Here is a 15,900-nt window from a genome sequence, read left to right as displayed (position 1 = left end):
TTAACACATTATGTACTTTTGTTTTATGCAAACTGTTAAACGCATTTTTCATTTTTATATAAATGGTAGTATCCATGTTGCGTTAGCGGCAATGGCATTAACTTGGGTTACTTTTATTGAGCTTAGTTTATCCTTAAATTTGCGGCTTCTAGGATTTGTTTTTTTTGGTACAATTACGGGTTATAATTTTGTGAAATATTTTGGTTTAGCAAAATTTCATCATCGTAGTTTAGCTGTTTGGCTCAAGATTATTCAAGTGTTTTCATTATTTGCTTTTTTAGCAACTGGCTATTTTGCATTTTATCTTAATATAGAAGCACTTATTTTAATAGGAGTCTTAGGGGTAATTACGTTTTATTACGCGATACCTGTTATGATACCGAAGCGGTATTTATTTGATAATCAAAAAAATTTACGTCAAATAGGAGGTATAAAAGTCTATGTTATAGCTTTAGTATGGACCTTTACTTCGGTTATATTACCTGTACTAAATTATGATGTCGTTATTAATGCAGATATTGTGATTTTAGTAATTCAGCGTTTTTATTTTGTATTGGTATTAATGTTGCCTTTTGAGATACGAGACCTTGTTTATGATAGTCTGAAATTAGCTACTATACCTCAGAAAATAGGTGTAAATAAAACCAAAGCAATCGGCGTGATACTTTTAGTTTTCTTTGTGTTATTAGAAAATTTTAAGGATGAGTTAACTTATAAAACTTTATTATCTACAAATATTATAGCTTTAGTAACTCTGGTATTTTTACTGTTTTCAAACAAAAAACAATCTAAATATTATAGTGCATTTTGGGTAGAGAGTTTACCTATTTTTTGGTTAGTTGTTTTGTTGTTGCTTAGCTAACTCTTCTTTAAATTGATTTTCAATTTTATTTCGTTCTTCAGCATTTAAGCATTTTACTTCAGCTTTATTAATGCTTTCAGTTAGTTTCTCGTTTTGTTTAGAATATTTTTGTGTTATACGGCAATATGCTAATCTAATAGTTAATTTAATATGTTCCCACGTTGATGCTTCTCCATATTGTGCTTTATCACATATGTGTTTTGCTTCTTCACAGCTAATAAATAAAAAACTTTGTTTCATTTTTATATTATCCTTTAATAATAAAAGGTTCTTTAATTTTTTTAAAACCAATTTTCTTCCATACAATCTGCTAAAGCAGTTCTAGCTCTATGGATTATTACCCACAGATTAGACGCGGTAATATCTAATTCATTACAAATAGTTTCAGTATCGTATCCTAAAATGGTCTTCATTTTAAATACATCTGCTTGTTTTTCAGGTAATTTGCCTAAACAATCATAAATAGCATCACCTAATTCAGAATTTTCTATTGAATCCTCAGCGGTTTTATCAAAAGGGTCTGCAACGCGTTCTTCTAACCAATCACCTTCATCATCATCACTATTAATGTAACCCATTCTAACTTCGGCTTTACCTTTGTTAGAATTAATTTTACGATAATAGTCTATAATTTTTCGTTTCAAAATTGAAATCAGCCATGTACGCTCACTTGCTTCTCCTTTAAAATTTGCCATAGATTTAAGTCCAGCTAAAAATGTTTCTGAAATTAAATCTTGTGCGATTTCTCTATCATTTACACGTGTAATAGTGTAATTGAAGAGATAATCTGAATATAGTTTTACCCAATTATTTGGGTCTATTGTGTGATTAGGCATTAGTTGTTATCATTGCTGTGTCAAAAATAAGTTAAAAAAATGAGAAATGAATTATCATTATAATAAGGTGTTTAAAGCACTTTCTATAGTTGTATATTTATAAGTAAATTCATTTTTTGTTAAATTTTCTGGTATTACATTTCTACTCTTTAATACAAGTTCTGGTTCGGTATCAATTAATTTTGCACCTAATTTAATAAGCCATTTAGGTTGAGGTAGTCCAAACGGAACTTTTAGAACTTTTCTAATGGATGACATTAATTGCGCATTTGTTATTGGCTGAGGAGATACAATATTAAATACGCCATTAAGTTCTTTTTTTATTATAAATTCTATAGCTCTGGCGAAATCAGTTTCGTGTATCCAACTGACTTTTTGTTTACCATGCCATTGTTTTCCGCCCAAACCAAGTTTGCTCAATGTTTTTAGAGGGATTAATGCACCTCCATTTTTACCTAAAACAATTGCAGTTCTTAGTAGTACCTTTTTGGTGTTTGGTATTTTAATATTATTAAATTCAGCTTCCCAAGATTTAGCAATATTCATTGAAAAATCGTTACCAATATCACCATGTTCTTCCGTCATTTGTTTACGGTAAGAATCTTTATATATAGTTGATGTAGACATGTTAAGCCAAACTTTTGGTGGCTTTTTACTTTGTTTAACAGCTATACCCAAAATATTGGTAGAATTTATGCGAGAATCGTGAATTAGTTTTTTATTTTTTTCTGTGTATCTACAATCTACTGATTTACCAGTGAGGTTTATTAAAACGTCTGTGCCTTCAAGATGATTTGCCCATTGGTCTATATCTTTTGCATTCCAGTAAATATGATTTGGTTTGGTGACATTTCGGGTTAAGATTTTAACTTCGTAATTTTTTTGAGTAAAATGAGTTTCAAGCACTCTTCCTAAAAACCCAGTTCCACCTGCTATAATAATTGTTTTCATAATTAAGACATCTTAGTGTTTCTAAATACTTGTTTAGATTTTCTTCTCCCTCTAAAAAATAAATATAGATTTAAAAACAGCATTAAACCTAAGTAAATGGTGAAGCCACCAATTTTTTTACTTAAGATTTCCATTAAGGTTTGGTAACTCATTTCAAATCTAGAACTGGCATATATTTTCATTATAAACAAAGCGAAACCTATGTTGATAAGATAAAATCCAATTTCGAATAGTTTGTTGGTTGCCATAGCAATGTCTTCTTTACCTTTAAAAATGTCTATCATAAAAAGTCTTCCGTTTTTAAACAGCATTTTAGAAATGTAAATAGTAAGTACTATAACGATTGGTAAATAAATGATGTAGCCGATAATGATTTTTGAATTTTCCATAATTTATTGATTTAATAGTTTTTGTTTGTTTATGAATTTTAAAATAAAAATGTTGTTATAGTGCATTAATGCGAGTATTATGATGATTCTTCCTAAGGTTAAACTCAGCGAATTAATGATTTCTATTGTGCTTTCTAAATGTTCCCAATACGAAATGGTTAAAATAGCATAACCAATATTTAGCAAGTAATAACCTATTAATAATAACTTGTTTATGCTAGAGACTAATGGTTGGTTTTGTTGAAATATATCTAGAAGAAATACTTCGCCATTTTTATAAAATAACCAGCCTACTTTTAACATAATGAAACAAATAATAGGCAAATAGATGAGGTATGTAATGGTGTTGTAACTCATAGTTATAAACTTAAAATTGCAAGTAATATCAGTACACGATAAAGTATCCAGGTTGCAGATAGATATGTTGGTAATTCTAAAATTTTAACTCGTCTCACATGTTCGTATAACATGAATAAAACGGTTAGCCCAAACCAAGTTAGTATAACGACTTCAGGTATTATAAGTAAGGAATTTAGAATTAAAACAGGAATTAAAATTAAGCTTCCCATTAAAGAAACTGTTATGAGGTTACCAACGTAATTGAGTTGTTTTTGAAACTTTAATTTTGAAATAAATAAGGCTTGAAATCCAATTTGTCCTAAAGCAATGAAACCTTCTCTATAAATGTTAGATTCGGGAATAATATGTAATAATTTACCGAATTTGAAGAGAACAATACTGGTTATCAGTGTTGCAAACAAAATGTAAATGTATCTGTATTTGTAGTTGAAATCTGGCACGCATTTTAGTGTTTGCGTTAAGTCTTCTTTACTCGGAATTATGACTTTTCTATTATAAGATATAAAAGAATACAACTTTTTTAATCCGAATTTAATAGGTTTTAAATTTCCTATTTTTTCTACCCATGGCATTGAATTACCAATCACTTTAAGTAAACTATCAATACCATATATTACGGTTTTGTTTTTATTATCTATGAGTGCAATTTCATTGGCAGCACGTTTTAGGTCTATAAAGTTTTGTTCTTCGTTAGTTAAATCTTTGTAAGCTTTTCTGCCATTTGTATCTAACATTTTAGTTTTTATAAAACTACTGGTATACACATTGCATAACGGACAATCTTTATCGTAAAGTAGGGTTTGGTTTTGTAGTGTTTTCATAATTATTATTTATTTTAAACTTTCAGAAAAAATTGAAAGTTTGATTTAAAAAAATAGATTAACTATTTCATCAGTTTAAAAACCGACTTTGTTAACCAATTTTGTTTTTGATTCACCATTTTATTCATTAATGTATCTAGATCTAACGTGAGTTGATGTAAGGCTTTTGTTTGTTTAATGAGTTCTTTTGATTTTTCTGTACCATCATTTTTAATGGAAGAGACATCTTCCAAAACTTTAATCACAGGTCTAATTTCTCGTCTGCTTCGTTCTTTGGCTACGATTCGTGCCAATTCTTGTACGTCTTTTTCAGTAGTAAAAAATTCCTTGCGTTCACCAGAAACTAATACTTTGGTTACAATTCCCCAATCCATAAGTTGTCTTAAATTCATGCTGGTATTACCACGAGAAATTTTAAGTTCTTCCATGATGTCTTCCATGGACAAAGGTTTTGTTGCAATAAAAAGAAGCGCTTGTATCTGTGCCATGGCTTTGTTTATGCCCCAAAGTGACCCTAAACTTCCCCAAGTACTGATAAATTTTTCTTTTGCTTCTAAATATTCCATACAGCAAATATATAAAAATTTTTAAACTTTCAGTAATTATTGAAAGTTTATTTTATTTGAAAATGAATATGGTCATCATGCCTAACAGCTTGGCAACCATGAAATCTAATTTTAGATTGGTTACTTAAGCCTAATGAATTTTTAAGGTGAGGTTCTATAAATACTTTTTGAGAATTAGAAATATTGAGTAGTTGCTTAATAAGAAGAGCTGAGTTCTGTTGGTCTAGTTCTAATTCATTGATGGTTCCAAATGTGATGTATTTTGTAAAATCATACTGCCAATATCCTTTGTTAATACACTGTTGACAGGTGTAATTTTGGTCATCATTAGCATAAACACCATAACCAGAAACGGATGGTTTTTTATTAGTGGTTTCTCCTTCCTTATTTAGATATATAAAAGATATGTCAATCTTCTTACCATCGTTATGACTTAAGTGTGGTAACAAAGGAAAGCCATTTATAAAAGGGAAATTTGCATCTAAATAAGTGATAGTTATGTTTGATACTTTTAATACATCAGCAGTATTTTCTAATTCTATTTTTAATTCAGGATTAACATAATTTCTAAACGCTAAAGGGTAGAACCAATTTCTCGGTTTTAAGTTTTTATTGAAAGTTGGTAATTTTTCTCTACCAAAATAAGAAGCAATTGGCGGAACTATAATAAGATTGCAAACTATATAGAGTAGAGGAAAAACTAATCGCTTTTTCTTTTTAGTTTTCCGTGATATAAAAACTGCACTTATCCAGATGAGTCCACCAATTTGGGTAAGTGCAGTTAATAATGAGATGATTATAATATGTGCTAATAGTTTTAGAATTCTCATAATCAAAGAACGCTAAAACCGTTTAGTTTATTTCAATAAACCAGCACGTCTTAACAACGCTTCAGGTTTTGGTTCTTGACCTCTAAATTTCTTGTATAAAGTCATTGGGTTTTCTGTTCCGCCTTGTGAGAGTACATAAGTTTTAAACTTATCGGCGACTTTTTTGTTGAAGATGCCTTCTTCTTTAAAATACTCAAAAGCATCAGCATCTAAAACTTCTGCCCATTTGTAACTGTAGTAACCAGAAGAATATCCACCTTGAAAAATATGCGAGAAGGATGTACTCATACAATTCTCTGGGACATCTGGATATAAGCTTGTGTCTCCAAAAGCTTCAACCTCATGCGCTTTTACATCTGTTATACCTGAAGGGTCAATGCCATGCCAAGACATATCTAATAAGCCAAAACTAATTTGACGTAAGGTTTGCATACCTTCATTAAAGGTTGATGATGCTTTAATTTTATTGATTAATTCCATAGGAATTACTTCACCTGTTTCATAATGCGTAGCAAATAACTCTAAAGCTTCTTTTTGATAACACCAGTTCTCTAGAATCTGACTAGGTAATTCTACAAAATCCCAAAATACACTTGTGCCAGATAAACTAGGATATGTGGTGTTGGCAAGCATGCCGTGCAGTCCATGACCGAACTCATGAAACAACGTCGTCACTTCATTAAATGTTAGTAAAGAAGGTTTGCTTTTTGTTGGTTTGGTAAAATTACAAACGTTAGAAATGTGAGGTCTTTCGTTTACACCATTTTTAATCATTTGCGGCTTGTAGGATGTCATCCAAGCACCATTTCTTTTGCCTGCTCTGGGGAAAAAATCAGCATAGAAAATAGACACTAATTCGCCTTCTGCATCTGTAACTTTATAGGTTAAAACATCTTCGTGGTATTTATCTATGGTATCAATTTCTTCAAACTGTAAACCAAATAGTTTTTCAGCAACTATAAAAGCACCATTTATTACGTTCTCTAATTTAAAATACGGTTTTAATTGCTCATCATCTAAGTCGAATAATTTTTGTTTTAACTTTTCTGAGTAATAACCAGAATCCCATTTTTGTAATTGGTCAATACCATCTAAATCTTTAGCAAAATCCTCTAGTTTTTTAAATTCTTCTTTTGCTGCAGGTTTCGCTTTATCTAGTAATTCATTTAAAAACGACGTTACTTTTTCTGGTGTCTGTGCCATGCGTTCTTCTAAAACAAAATGTGCATGAGATTTATAACCTAAAAGTTGAGCACGTTCAAAACGAAGCTTTGCAATTTTAAGAACAATATCTTGATTGTCTAATTCATCATTTTGAAATCCTTTTCTTCCAAAGGCTTTAGATAATTTTTCACGTAATGCTCTATTGTCTGCATAAGTCATAAACGGAATATAACTTGGGTAATCTAATGTAATTAACCAACCGTCTTTGTCTTTGCTTTCTGCTAATTGTTTAGCGGCTTCTTTTGCGCCATCAGGTAAGCCAGCCAAATCATCTTCGTTAGTAAGATGCATTTCAAATTTATTAGTTTCCGCTAAAACATGCTCACCAAATTTTAATTTTAATTGACTTAATTCCTTGTCAATTGCTCTTAATTTTTCCTTTTTATCTTCAGGTAAATTAGCACCATTTCTAGAGAATCCTTTATATTTTTTATCGAGTAGTGTTTCTTGTTCTGTAGTTAACTCTAAAGTTGATTTAGAATCGTAAACCGCTTTTACACGTTTAAATAAGTCTTCGTTTAAAGTAATATCATTACTAAATTCTGAAAGTAAAGGCGATACCTCTTGTGCTATTTTCTGTATCTCTTCGTTAGTTTCAGCCGAATTCAAATTAAAGAAAATACTAGATAAACGGTCTAATTCTTCACCAGAATAGTCTAAGGCTTCAATGGTGTTTTTAAAAGTTGGTGCCTCAGTGTTATTTGTTATGGCATCTATCTCAGCTTTGGCATTTTTAATACCTTCTTTAAAAGCAGGTAAGTAATCTTCTGTTTTAATTTTAGAAAATGGTGCTGTGTTATATGGTGTATTGAATGGTTTATTAAGAATTGTCATGGTATTGTTTTTCTATTTAAATAATTGACAGCCTGATTTTTAACTAAATGTTAAGATGTTAATTACTGTCGTTAGCCTTATCTTTGCAACATCTTTAGGACAATAATTGTTTATCTAAGATTTGATTAATAGCAAAACAGCCTTAACGAAAGTTGAGGCTTTTTTATAAGTCTTTTGCAGAGTCGTAAACCTTTGCTTTTAAGCCTTCTTTATATTCTATTATTTTATTAAGTACGTTTTTATCAGCACTACCAATAATTTGTGCCGCTAAGATACCAGCATTTTTTGCTCCGTTTAATGCAACAGTGGCAACAGGTACACCTCCTGGCATTTGTAAAATTGAAAGTACAGAATCCCAACCATCTATAGAATTGCTACTCTTTACTGGTACTCCAATAATTGGCAAAGGCGATAAAGATGCTACCATACCTGGTAAATGTGCTGCACCACCTGCACCTGCAATGATAACTTTTATTCCTCTAGTGTGTGCGTTTTTACTGTAATCGAACAATTTTTCTGGTGTTCTATGGGCCGAAACTATATCAACTTCAATATCAATATCAAAGTCTTTTAAAATATCTATAGCGTCTTGCATAACTGGCAAGTCACTCTTGCTTCCCATTATAATTCCTACTTTACTCATTGTTATTCACTTATTACTTCAATTGTTTGTTTTACTTTTTCTGCAATTTTTCTAGCTACTGTTATATCTTTATTGACAATAGTAACATGGCCCATTTTGCGAAAAGGACGTGTTTCTTTTTTGCCATAAATATGAGGTGTTACACCATCTAAAGCCAATATGTTTTCTATGTTTTTGTAAACTACTTTACCTGTGTGGTTTTCTGCACCAACAAGATTTACCATAACACCAGCTACCTTGCTTTCTGTGTTTCCTAATGGTAAGCCAAATATACATCTAATGTGTTGCTCAAATTGAGAGGTGTAACTTCCCTCAATACTATAATGACCAGAATTATGAGGTCTTGGTGCTACTTCATTTACTAATATTTCATCTTCTCTTGTTTGAAACATTTCTACAGCTAACAAACCAACGTGATTAAAAGCTTTAGCAGTTTTTAAAGCAACTTGTTCTGCCTTTTTTGCAATATCATCTGGTATTCTTGCTGGGCAAATAACATACTCAACTTGGTTTGCTTCAGGATGAAACTCCATTTCAACCACAGGATATGTACTCATATCTCCTTTTTCATTTCTAGCAACTATAACAGCCAATTCGTTTTTAAACGGAATCAATTTTTCTGCGATACATTCTACATTAGGTAATTTTACTAAATCGCGTTCACTTCTTACAACTTGCACACCAGTGCCATCATAGCCAAAACGAGAACTTTTCCATACAAATGGGTAGCTTAATCCACCATTATCTACAGCTTCATCTATCTCTGAAGTATAAGCAAATCTCGAAAATTCTGCGGTTGGTATATCATGATCTCTGTAAAATAATTTTTGTGTGCCTTTGTTTTGGATATGACGTAATGTTTTAGAAGAAGGATAAACCTGCACACCTTCTTTTTCTAATGTTTCTAACGCATCAACATTTACATTTTCAATTTCAAAAGTTAATACATCTACTTGTTTACCAAAGTTAACGACTGTATCATAATCTAATAAATCACCAACGGTAAATTCATTACAAGCTAATTTAGATGGTGCTTCAGGACTTGGGTCTAACACACATGTGTAAATGTCAAATTTACGTGTATCATACAACATCATTTTACCCAGTTGCCCGCCACCAAGTATTCCAAGTTTAAAATTTGAAGAGAAATAATTCATCGGTTTAATTTGTTTCCAATAAATGGAATTTTTTTAGAGTTAAAAATTCTGATTTTCAATAGCAAAAATACGCTAAAAATGATATATACCTCGAAATTACTAAATCAAAAATCCTTTAAACAGCAATCAAATATGTATCTTTGCAATTCTAAAATATTTACGTTTTGATAAAGCTTCACGATTTATACTTTAAACCATTTATATCTGAACAAGAAATAGACACTGCTGTTCAAAATATGGTAGACAAAATTGCTAACGATTTAGGAGATGAAGTGCCTGTTTTTGTTGGTATTATGAATGGATCATTTATGTTAGTAAGTGATTTTGTAAAGAAATACCCCAAAGCATGTGAGGTAACTTTTATTAAATTAGCATCGTATGAAGGTGTTAAATCTACGGATGATATTCAACGTTTAATTGGTCTTACACAAGATTTAACGGGAAGAACAGTTGTTATTTTAGAAGATATTATTGATACCGGAAATACGTTGGACGAAGTACACCGTATTTTTAAAAATGAAAACGTAAAGCAATTACTTATTGCTACTTTATTTTATAAACCAGAAGCATATAACAAAGATTTTAAACTACATTACGTTGGTATGGAAATTCCTAATAAATTTATAGTAGGCTATGGTTTAGACTACGACGGATTAGGGAGAGATTTACCAAGCGTATATCAATTAAAAACAACACAACATATGACAAACATAGTACTATTTGGACCTCCAGGTGCAGGTAAAGGAACACAAGCAACATTCTTAAAAGAGAAATACGATTTAATTCATATTTCTACAGGTGATGTTTTTAGATATAACATTAAAAACGAAACCGCTTTAGGTATGTTAGCAAAGTCTTACATGGATAAAGGAGAGTTAGTGCCAGATCAGGTTACTATTGATATGCTAAATAAAGAGGTTGAAAAAAATGCCGATGCTAACGGATTTATTTTTGATGGTTTTCCGAGAACTAATGCACAAGCAAAAGCATTAGATGAGTTAATGGATAAAACCGATTCACAAATTAATGCCATGGTAGCTTTAGAGGTAGATGATGAGGTTTTAGTAACACGCTTATTAGAACGAGGAAAAACTAGTGGTAGAACTGATGATGCAGACGAAGGTATTATTAGAAACCGAATTAAAGAGTACTATAACAAAACTGCTATTTTAAAAGACTACTACGCTGAGCAAAATAAATATTTTGGTGTTGACGGTGTTGGCAGTATCGAAGAGATTACAGTGCGTTTAAGTACTGTTATTGATAAACTGTAAAATCGTTTAAAGGGTTTATCTCAAAAACAATTAAATAATTAAACTTTTAAACCCATCAAATGACTGAAGGAAATTTTGTAGACTACGTAAAAATGCACGTTACTTCCGGAAATGGAGGTAAAGGGTCTTCGCATTTACATCGCGAAAAATATATTGCCAAAGGAGGACCAGATGGAGGCGATGGTGGACGAGGTGGTCATGTAATTTTACGTGGAAACTCTAATCTTTGGACATTAATTCACCTAAAATTTAAACGTCATATTAGAGCAGGTCATGGTGCACATGGAAGTTCTGGTAGAAGTACAGGTGCTGATGGTGAAGATGTCTTTTTAGAAGTGCCTCTAGGAACGGTTGTACGAGATTCTGAAACCAATAAAATCTTATTTGAAATCACCGAAGATGGCGAAGAACGGATTGTTGTTGAAGGCGGAAAAGGAGGACGAGGTAACTGGCATTTTAAAAGTTCAGTAAACCAAACACCAAGATATGCACAACCTGGAATTCCGCTAGAGGAAAAAGATATCACTTTAGAGTTAAAAGTTTTAGCAGATGTTGGGTTGGTTGGGTTTCCTAATGCAGGGAAATCTACACTATTATCTGTTTTAACGTCTGCAAAACCAAAAATTGCAGATTATGAATTTACAACCTTAAAACCCAATTTGGGAATTGTGGAGTATCGCGATTTTCAGTCGTTTGTAATGGCAGATATTCCTGGTATAATTGAAGGAGCAGCCGAAGGTAAAGGATTAGGGTATTACTTTTTACGGCATATTGAGCGTAATTCAATTCTCTTATTTTTAATTCCTGCAGATGCTAAAGATATCGTAGAGCAATACGAAATTTTAGAAGACGAATTAAGACGCTACAATCCTGAAATGCTAGATAAAGAACGTTTAGTGGTTATCTCTAAATCTGATATGTTAGATGAAGAACTGAAATCTGAAATTTCAACAATTTTAGATAAAGATTTAAAGGCTAATTATCTATTTATTTCATCAGTAGCTCAACAAGGCTTAACAGAATTAAAAGATCAACTTTGGAAAATGTTAAACGATTAATGTTTCATTTTTAAACATGAAAGCATATCTTAAAAACCTAGTAGAACTTAACGATAGTAAGCGTAGCAGACGTTTTGCGTATTTTATTCAGTTTTTAATTATATTTTCTGTAATCACATTTTCTATTGAAACCTTACCAGATTTAAAACCGCAAACAAGAGTGGTTTTAAATGCAATTGAAGCATTTTGTGTAGTAGTTTTTACATTTGAGTATTTGGCTAGAATTTATGTTGCAGACAACAAGCCTAAATTTATTTTTAGTTTTTTTGGACTTGTAGATTTTTTGGCTATTCTTCCGTTTTATTTATCATTTGGCGTTGATTTGCGTTCATTGCGATTATTAAGAATGTTCCGATTATTCAGGCTGTTTAAATTGGTACGCTATAATAAAGCCATGCGTCATTTTGCGAATGCCATGAAATTAGCAAAGGAACAAATCATCTTGTTTATGATTATTACCATTATGCTTATTTATTTTGCAGCAGTTGGTATTTATTATTTTGAAAACGAAGCACAACCCGATCACTTTTCTTCAATTTTCTCTAGTCTATGGTGGTCTATTGTAACTTTAACAACCGTTGGTTATGGTGACGTGTACCCTATTACGGTTGGCGGAAGAATTTTTACATTCTTTATGCTATTAATTGGTTTGGGCGTTGTAGCCATTCCTACAGGTATTATTTCGTCGTCATTAACAAAAGCCGTTGAACCGCAAGACGAAGACAATAAGAGTAACTTAAAGGATTAACTTTTAATTAGCTTAAATTTTGCATTTTGAATGTAAATTTTTCATAATTTTAAAATAAAAAATGATGAAAAATATAATATTCTTAAGCGTACTACTTGTTCTTACATCTTGTGGAAGCGTAGTTAACTACGACTACGAAAAATCTACTGATTTCAGCAATTATAAAACCTATAGTTATTACGATGATATGGAAACGGGTTTAAGCGAATTAGATACTAAACGTTTAATGAGAGCCATAGATAGTGAGCTTAAAACAATGGGCTTAACACGTTCAGATAATCCTGATTTTTTCATAGATATTCAAAGTCAACAAGTTACAAACCGCAATAATAGTACTGTTGGTGTTGGCGTTGGAGGTGGTGGAGGACGCGGTTTTGGAGGTGTTTCTGTTGGTATTCCCGTTGGTCAGAATCAGCAGACAAGAGAAATTATTATCGATTTTGTTGATGAAACAAAAACAGGATTATTTTGGCAAGCCGTAAGCGAAAGCAAATACAATTCTAACGCGTCTCCAGAAAAACGCGAAGCTGTATTCGCAAAATTAGTAGAGAAGGTTTTTGCAGAATATCCACCAAAATAAGATTAGTTAGAAGTCCTTTTTTTCTTAAAATTTATAGAATAGGTAAAACTTCCGTTTAGCATATTCAAATTACCACTCGTCATATTTTCAATGGGTTGAGATTATTTCAAATTTATATTTACAGAAATAAGTGTAACATTTTTATAAAATCGTTAACTGATGAAGTAACATTCTAAACTGTAAATTAAATTAAAATAATCATCATGAAAAAAACAAAATCAAATTCAAGTTTAATACTAAGCATACTTGCATTAGTATTTTCAATTAGCACTTTTGCTCAAGATATCTCAGGATCTTGGAAAGGGAGTTTAAATGTGCAAGGCCAAGAAATTCCATTAATATTCGATGTAAAAAATGATGATGGTGTATTGTCTTCTACTATGGATAGCCCTAGCCAAGGTGCAACAGGAATTCCTATGGATAAAACAGTCTTTGAGGCTAATGAGTTAACCATTGCATTTACTCAAGGAGGAATTAAATATGTTGGTGTTTTAGAGAACGAAACAATTACTGGCACCTTTTTTCAAGGCGGTATGGAATTACCACTTAATTTAACCAAAACTGTAAAAACAAAACCAGGCGACGTGTCTTTGCCGTCATCTAAAGAAGCCCTAGATAAGTTAGCGGCTTTCGATAACGCGACTTACAAATATTCTGCAGAAGATTATTTTGCCGATCCTACAAAAAGTTCATTTCAATTTTCGCCAAAAGGAAACTATTTTTCATTTAGAGAAAAGGACGAAAACGGCAAAAATCATGTATATGTAAAAGATACAAAAACTGAAAAAGTAACTTTAGCTATTAAAGAGGGTGAAGAGCTTATTAGAGGTTATGGTTGGGCTAACGATAATAGATTAATTTACATAAAAGATAATGGAGGTAATGAAAACTATCAGCTTTTTGCAGCGAATTTAGATGGAAGTAACCCAAAAGCTTTAACACCTTTTGAAGATGTAAAGGTCAACTTCTCTAATCTTTTAAATGATCAACCAGATCATGTTATTATAATGATGAATAAGGATAACAAGCAAATATTTGAGCCTTATAAATTAAACATTGTTACTGGCGAAATGGAAAAATTGTTTGAGAATAAAGATGCTACATCTCCAATTGCTGGTTACGAATTTGATAAAGATGGTGAGCTTAGAGGTTATACTAAACAGCAAAACGGCGTAGAATATGTTTTGTATTACAGAACAGGAGTTAATGAGCCTTTTAATGAAATTGTGACTACTAACTGGCAAGATTCTTTTTCTATAGTAGCATTTAATTACAACACACCTTATAAGCATGATGCATATGTATTAACTAATTTAGAAAGTAACACAAGCGAACTAGTACTTTACGATTTAGCCAAAAAAGAAATTATAGAAAAGGTTTATAGTAACGATACTTTTGATGTTGGAGGCTTAAGTCGTTCTAAAAAGAGAGATTACGAAGTGGATTATTATTACTATACAGGGGAAAAAACACATGTAATACCAGTGAGTAAATATTTTAAAAAATTAGATAAAAAGTTTAAAAAAGAATTTGGAGACAAAGTATATTCTATTGTAGACAAAACAGAAGATGAAGACAAATACTTAATCATCTTACAAACAGATAAGCTTTACGGAACGTACTATACATACGATGTTAAGAAAGATGAATTTACTAAACTATTAGATTTAATGCCTCAGTTACATGAAGAAGATATGGCAGAAATGCGCCCTATTAACTTTACAACAAGAGATGGATTAAAAGTTTACGGTTACATCACAATTCCAAATAATATTAAAAAAGGTGAACGTGTACCTTTAATTGTAAATCCGCATGGTGGACCGTATGGTGTAAGAGATTATTGGGGTTTTAATCCAGAAACACAATTATTTGCAAGTAGAGGTTATGCAACCTTACAAGTTAATTACAGAGGTTCTGGTGGTTATGGAAAAGATTTCTTCTTGGCCGGAAATAAGCAAATAGGTAGAAAGATGCTTAACGATTTAGAAGATGCTGTCGCTTATGCTAAAACTTTAGATTTTATTGATAATGAAAAAGTAGCCATCTATGGTGCAAGTTATGGAGGATTAGCGACTTTAGGAAGTCTTGTAAAGACACCAGATTTATATACTTGTGGTATAGATTACGTAGGTGTGAGTAACTTATTTACATTTTTTGAATCGTTCCCAGAATACTGGAAACCTTACATGGCTCAATTTAATGAGCAATGGTATAATTCTGAAGATGAAGCAGACCAAAAGATAATGAAAGAAGTATCACCAGCATTACATGTAGATAAAATTAAAAAACCATTATTTGTAATACAAGGTGCTAATGATCCAAGAGTAAATATTGATGAATCTGATCAAGTAGTAAAAAGTATGAGAGCGAGAGGAATAGATGTGCCATACATGGTAAAATACGATGAAGGTCATGGTTTTTCTCACGAAGAAAATAGAGTAGAATTGTACAAGGCCATGTTAGGTTTCTTTGCACAACATTTAAATTAAAAACGATAACCAATCAAACAATCAATCTAATTTGTTGAAAGCCTTTTAAGAGTTAGTCTTAAGAGGCTTTTTTATTAGTATTAACCTAATGGTTTCCGCTCGCCATAATCTATTTACCACTCATCATATTTTCAATTTTAAAACCTATTTGCTGTCTTATATTTATACTATCAATTAAAAACGAATAGAATTCATCAATCAAAAAACAACAGTATTATGTTCAATTTAGTAAAAACCATTGTCGAGTTTATAGTAGACATAGTCTTCATTTAAGCCTG

The 15,900-nt window shown here is 31.5% G+C and carries 17 protein-coding genes; 6 read left to right on the top strand and 11 right to left on the bottom strand.

Annotated elements, in window-relative coordinates; translation table 11 throughout:
- Positions 1-25 precede the first annotated feature (25 nt).
- Positions 26-862, top strand: coding sequence for a UbiA prenyltransferase family protein (locus tag GN138_RS14065; RefSeq protein ID WP_157364641.1), 837 nt, complete (start codon positions 26-28; stop codon positions 860-862).
- On the opposite strand, the gene GN138_RS14060 is transcribed toward GN138_RS14065, so the two are convergent.
- The 11 genes from GN138_RS14060 to GN138_RS14010 form a co-directional block, all read right to left on the bottom strand.
- The gene (locus GN138_RS14060; RefSeq protein ID WP_157364640.1) at positions 836-1,102 is read right to left on the bottom strand and encodes a hypothetical protein; all 267 of its coding nucleotides are present in this window, start codon (positions 1,100-1,102) and stop codon (positions 836-838) included. The two genes, GN138_RS14065 and GN138_RS14060, sit on opposite strands and share 27 nt — an antisense overlap.
- Before the next feature lie 41 nt (positions 1,103-1,143).
- Positions 1,144-1,698 (bottom strand): sigma-70 family RNA polymerase sigma factor, encoded by a 555-nt coding sequence (locus GN138_RS14055; RefSeq protein ID WP_157364639.1) that lies wholly within the window; start codon positions 1,696-1,698, stop codon positions 1,144-1,146.
- A 57-nt stretch (positions 1,699-1,755) separates the two neighbouring features.
- Positions 1,756-2,649 carry a TIGR01777 family oxidoreductase gene (locus GN138_RS14050; RefSeq protein WP_157364638.1) on the bottom strand — a complete coding sequence of 298 codons (894 nt, stop codon included), beginning with the start codon at positions 2,647-2,649 and terminating at the stop codon, positions 1,756-1,758.
- A 2-nt stretch (positions 2,650-2,651) separates the two neighbouring features.
- Entirely contained in the window at positions 2,652-3,038 is a 387-nt protein-coding gene (locus GN138_RS14045; protein ID WP_157364637.1) for a hypothetical protein, read from the bottom strand.
- A gap of 3 nt (positions 3,039-3,041) precedes the next feature.
- Positions 3,042-3,395 (bottom strand): hypothetical protein, encoded by a 354-nt coding sequence (locus GN138_RS14040; protein WP_157364636.1) that lies wholly within the window; start codon positions 3,393-3,395, stop codon positions 3,042-3,044.
- Between the two features lie 2 nt (positions 3,396-3,397).
- Positions 3,398-4,219: a DCC1-like thiol-disulfide oxidoreductase family protein gene (locus GN138_RS14035; RefSeq protein WP_157364635.1), complete on the bottom strand. Its 822-nt coding sequence runs from the start codon at positions 4,217-4,219 to the stop codon at positions 3,398-3,400.
- Between the two features lie 62 nt (positions 4,220-4,281).
- Positions 4,282-4,785 carry a GbsR/MarR family transcriptional regulator gene (locus GN138_RS14030; protein WP_157364634.1) on the bottom strand — a complete coding sequence of 168 codons (504 nt, stop codon included), beginning with the start codon at positions 4,783-4,785 and terminating at the stop codon, positions 4,282-4,284.
- 47 nt (positions 4,786-4,832) lie between these two features.
- On the bottom strand, positions 4,833-5,615 hold the full coding sequence (locus tag GN138_RS14025; protein ID WP_157364633.1) for a hypothetical protein: 783 nt from the start codon (positions 5,613-5,615) through the stop codon (positions 4,833-4,835).
- Positions 5,616-5,642: 27 nt separating this feature from the next.
- Positions 5,643-7,673 (bottom strand): M3 family metallopeptidase, encoded by a 2,031-nt coding sequence (locus tag GN138_RS14020; protein ID WP_157364632.1) that lies wholly within the window; start codon positions 7,671-7,673, stop codon positions 5,643-5,645.
- A gap of 163 nt (positions 7,674-7,836) precedes the next feature.
- Positions 7,837-8,316 (bottom strand): 5-(carboxyamino)imidazole ribonucleotide mutase, encoded by a 480-nt coding sequence (purE, locus tag GN138_RS14015; protein ID WP_157364631.1) that lies wholly within the window; start codon positions 8,314-8,316, stop codon positions 7,837-7,839.
- Positions 8,317-8,318: 2 nt separating this feature from the next.
- Positions 8,319-9,473: a 5-(carboxyamino)imidazole ribonucleotide synthase gene (locus tag GN138_RS14010; protein ID WP_157364630.1), complete on the bottom strand. Its 1,155-nt coding sequence runs from the start codon at positions 9,471-9,473 to the stop codon at positions 8,319-8,321.
- 164 nt (positions 9,474-9,637) lie between these two features.
- On the opposite strand from GN138_RS14010, the gene GN138_RS14005 reads away from it, so the two are divergent.
- The 5 genes from GN138_RS14005 to GN138_RS13985 all read left to right on the top strand — a co-directional run bounded on the left by GN138_RS14005 (position 9,638) and on the right by GN138_RS13985 (position 15,622).
- Positions 9,638-10,747: an adenylate kinase gene (locus GN138_RS14005; RefSeq protein WP_157364629.1), complete on the top strand. Its 1,110-nt coding sequence runs from the start codon at positions 9,638-9,640 to the stop codon at positions 10,745-10,747.
- Positions 10,748-10,806: 59 nt separating this feature from the next.
- Positions 10,807-11,805: a GTPase ObgE gene (obgE, locus tag GN138_RS14000; protein ID WP_157364628.1), complete on the top strand. Its 999-nt coding sequence runs from the start codon at positions 10,807-10,809 to the stop codon at positions 11,803-11,805.
- 16 nt (positions 11,806-11,821) lie between these two features.
- Positions 11,822-12,553, top strand: a complete 732-nt coding sequence (locus GN138_RS13995; RefSeq protein WP_157364627.1) for an ion transporter — start codon at positions 11,822-11,824, stop codon at positions 12,551-12,553.
- A gap of 64 nt (positions 12,554-12,617) precedes the next feature.
- The gene (locus GN138_RS13990) at positions 12,618-13,133 is read left to right on the top strand and encodes a DUF4136 domain-containing protein (protein WP_157364626.1); all 516 of its coding nucleotides are present in this window, start codon (positions 12,618-12,620) and stop codon (positions 13,131-13,133) included.
- A gap of 203 nt (positions 13,134-13,336) precedes the next feature.
- The gene (locus GN138_RS13985) at positions 13,337-15,622 is read left to right on the top strand and encodes a S9 family peptidase (RefSeq protein ID WP_157364625.1); all 2,286 of its coding nucleotides are present in this window, start codon (positions 13,337-13,339) and stop codon (positions 15,620-15,622) included.
- Positions 15,623-15,900 lie beyond the last annotated feature (278 nt).

Source organism: Winogradskyella endarachnes (assembly GCF_009741275.1).
Classification (GTDB): domain Bacteria; phylum Bacteroidota; class Bacteroidia; order Flavobacteriales; family Flavobacteriaceae; genus Winogradskyella; species Winogradskyella endarachnes.
This window is presented reverse-complemented; position numbering and strand designations above follow the sequence as displayed.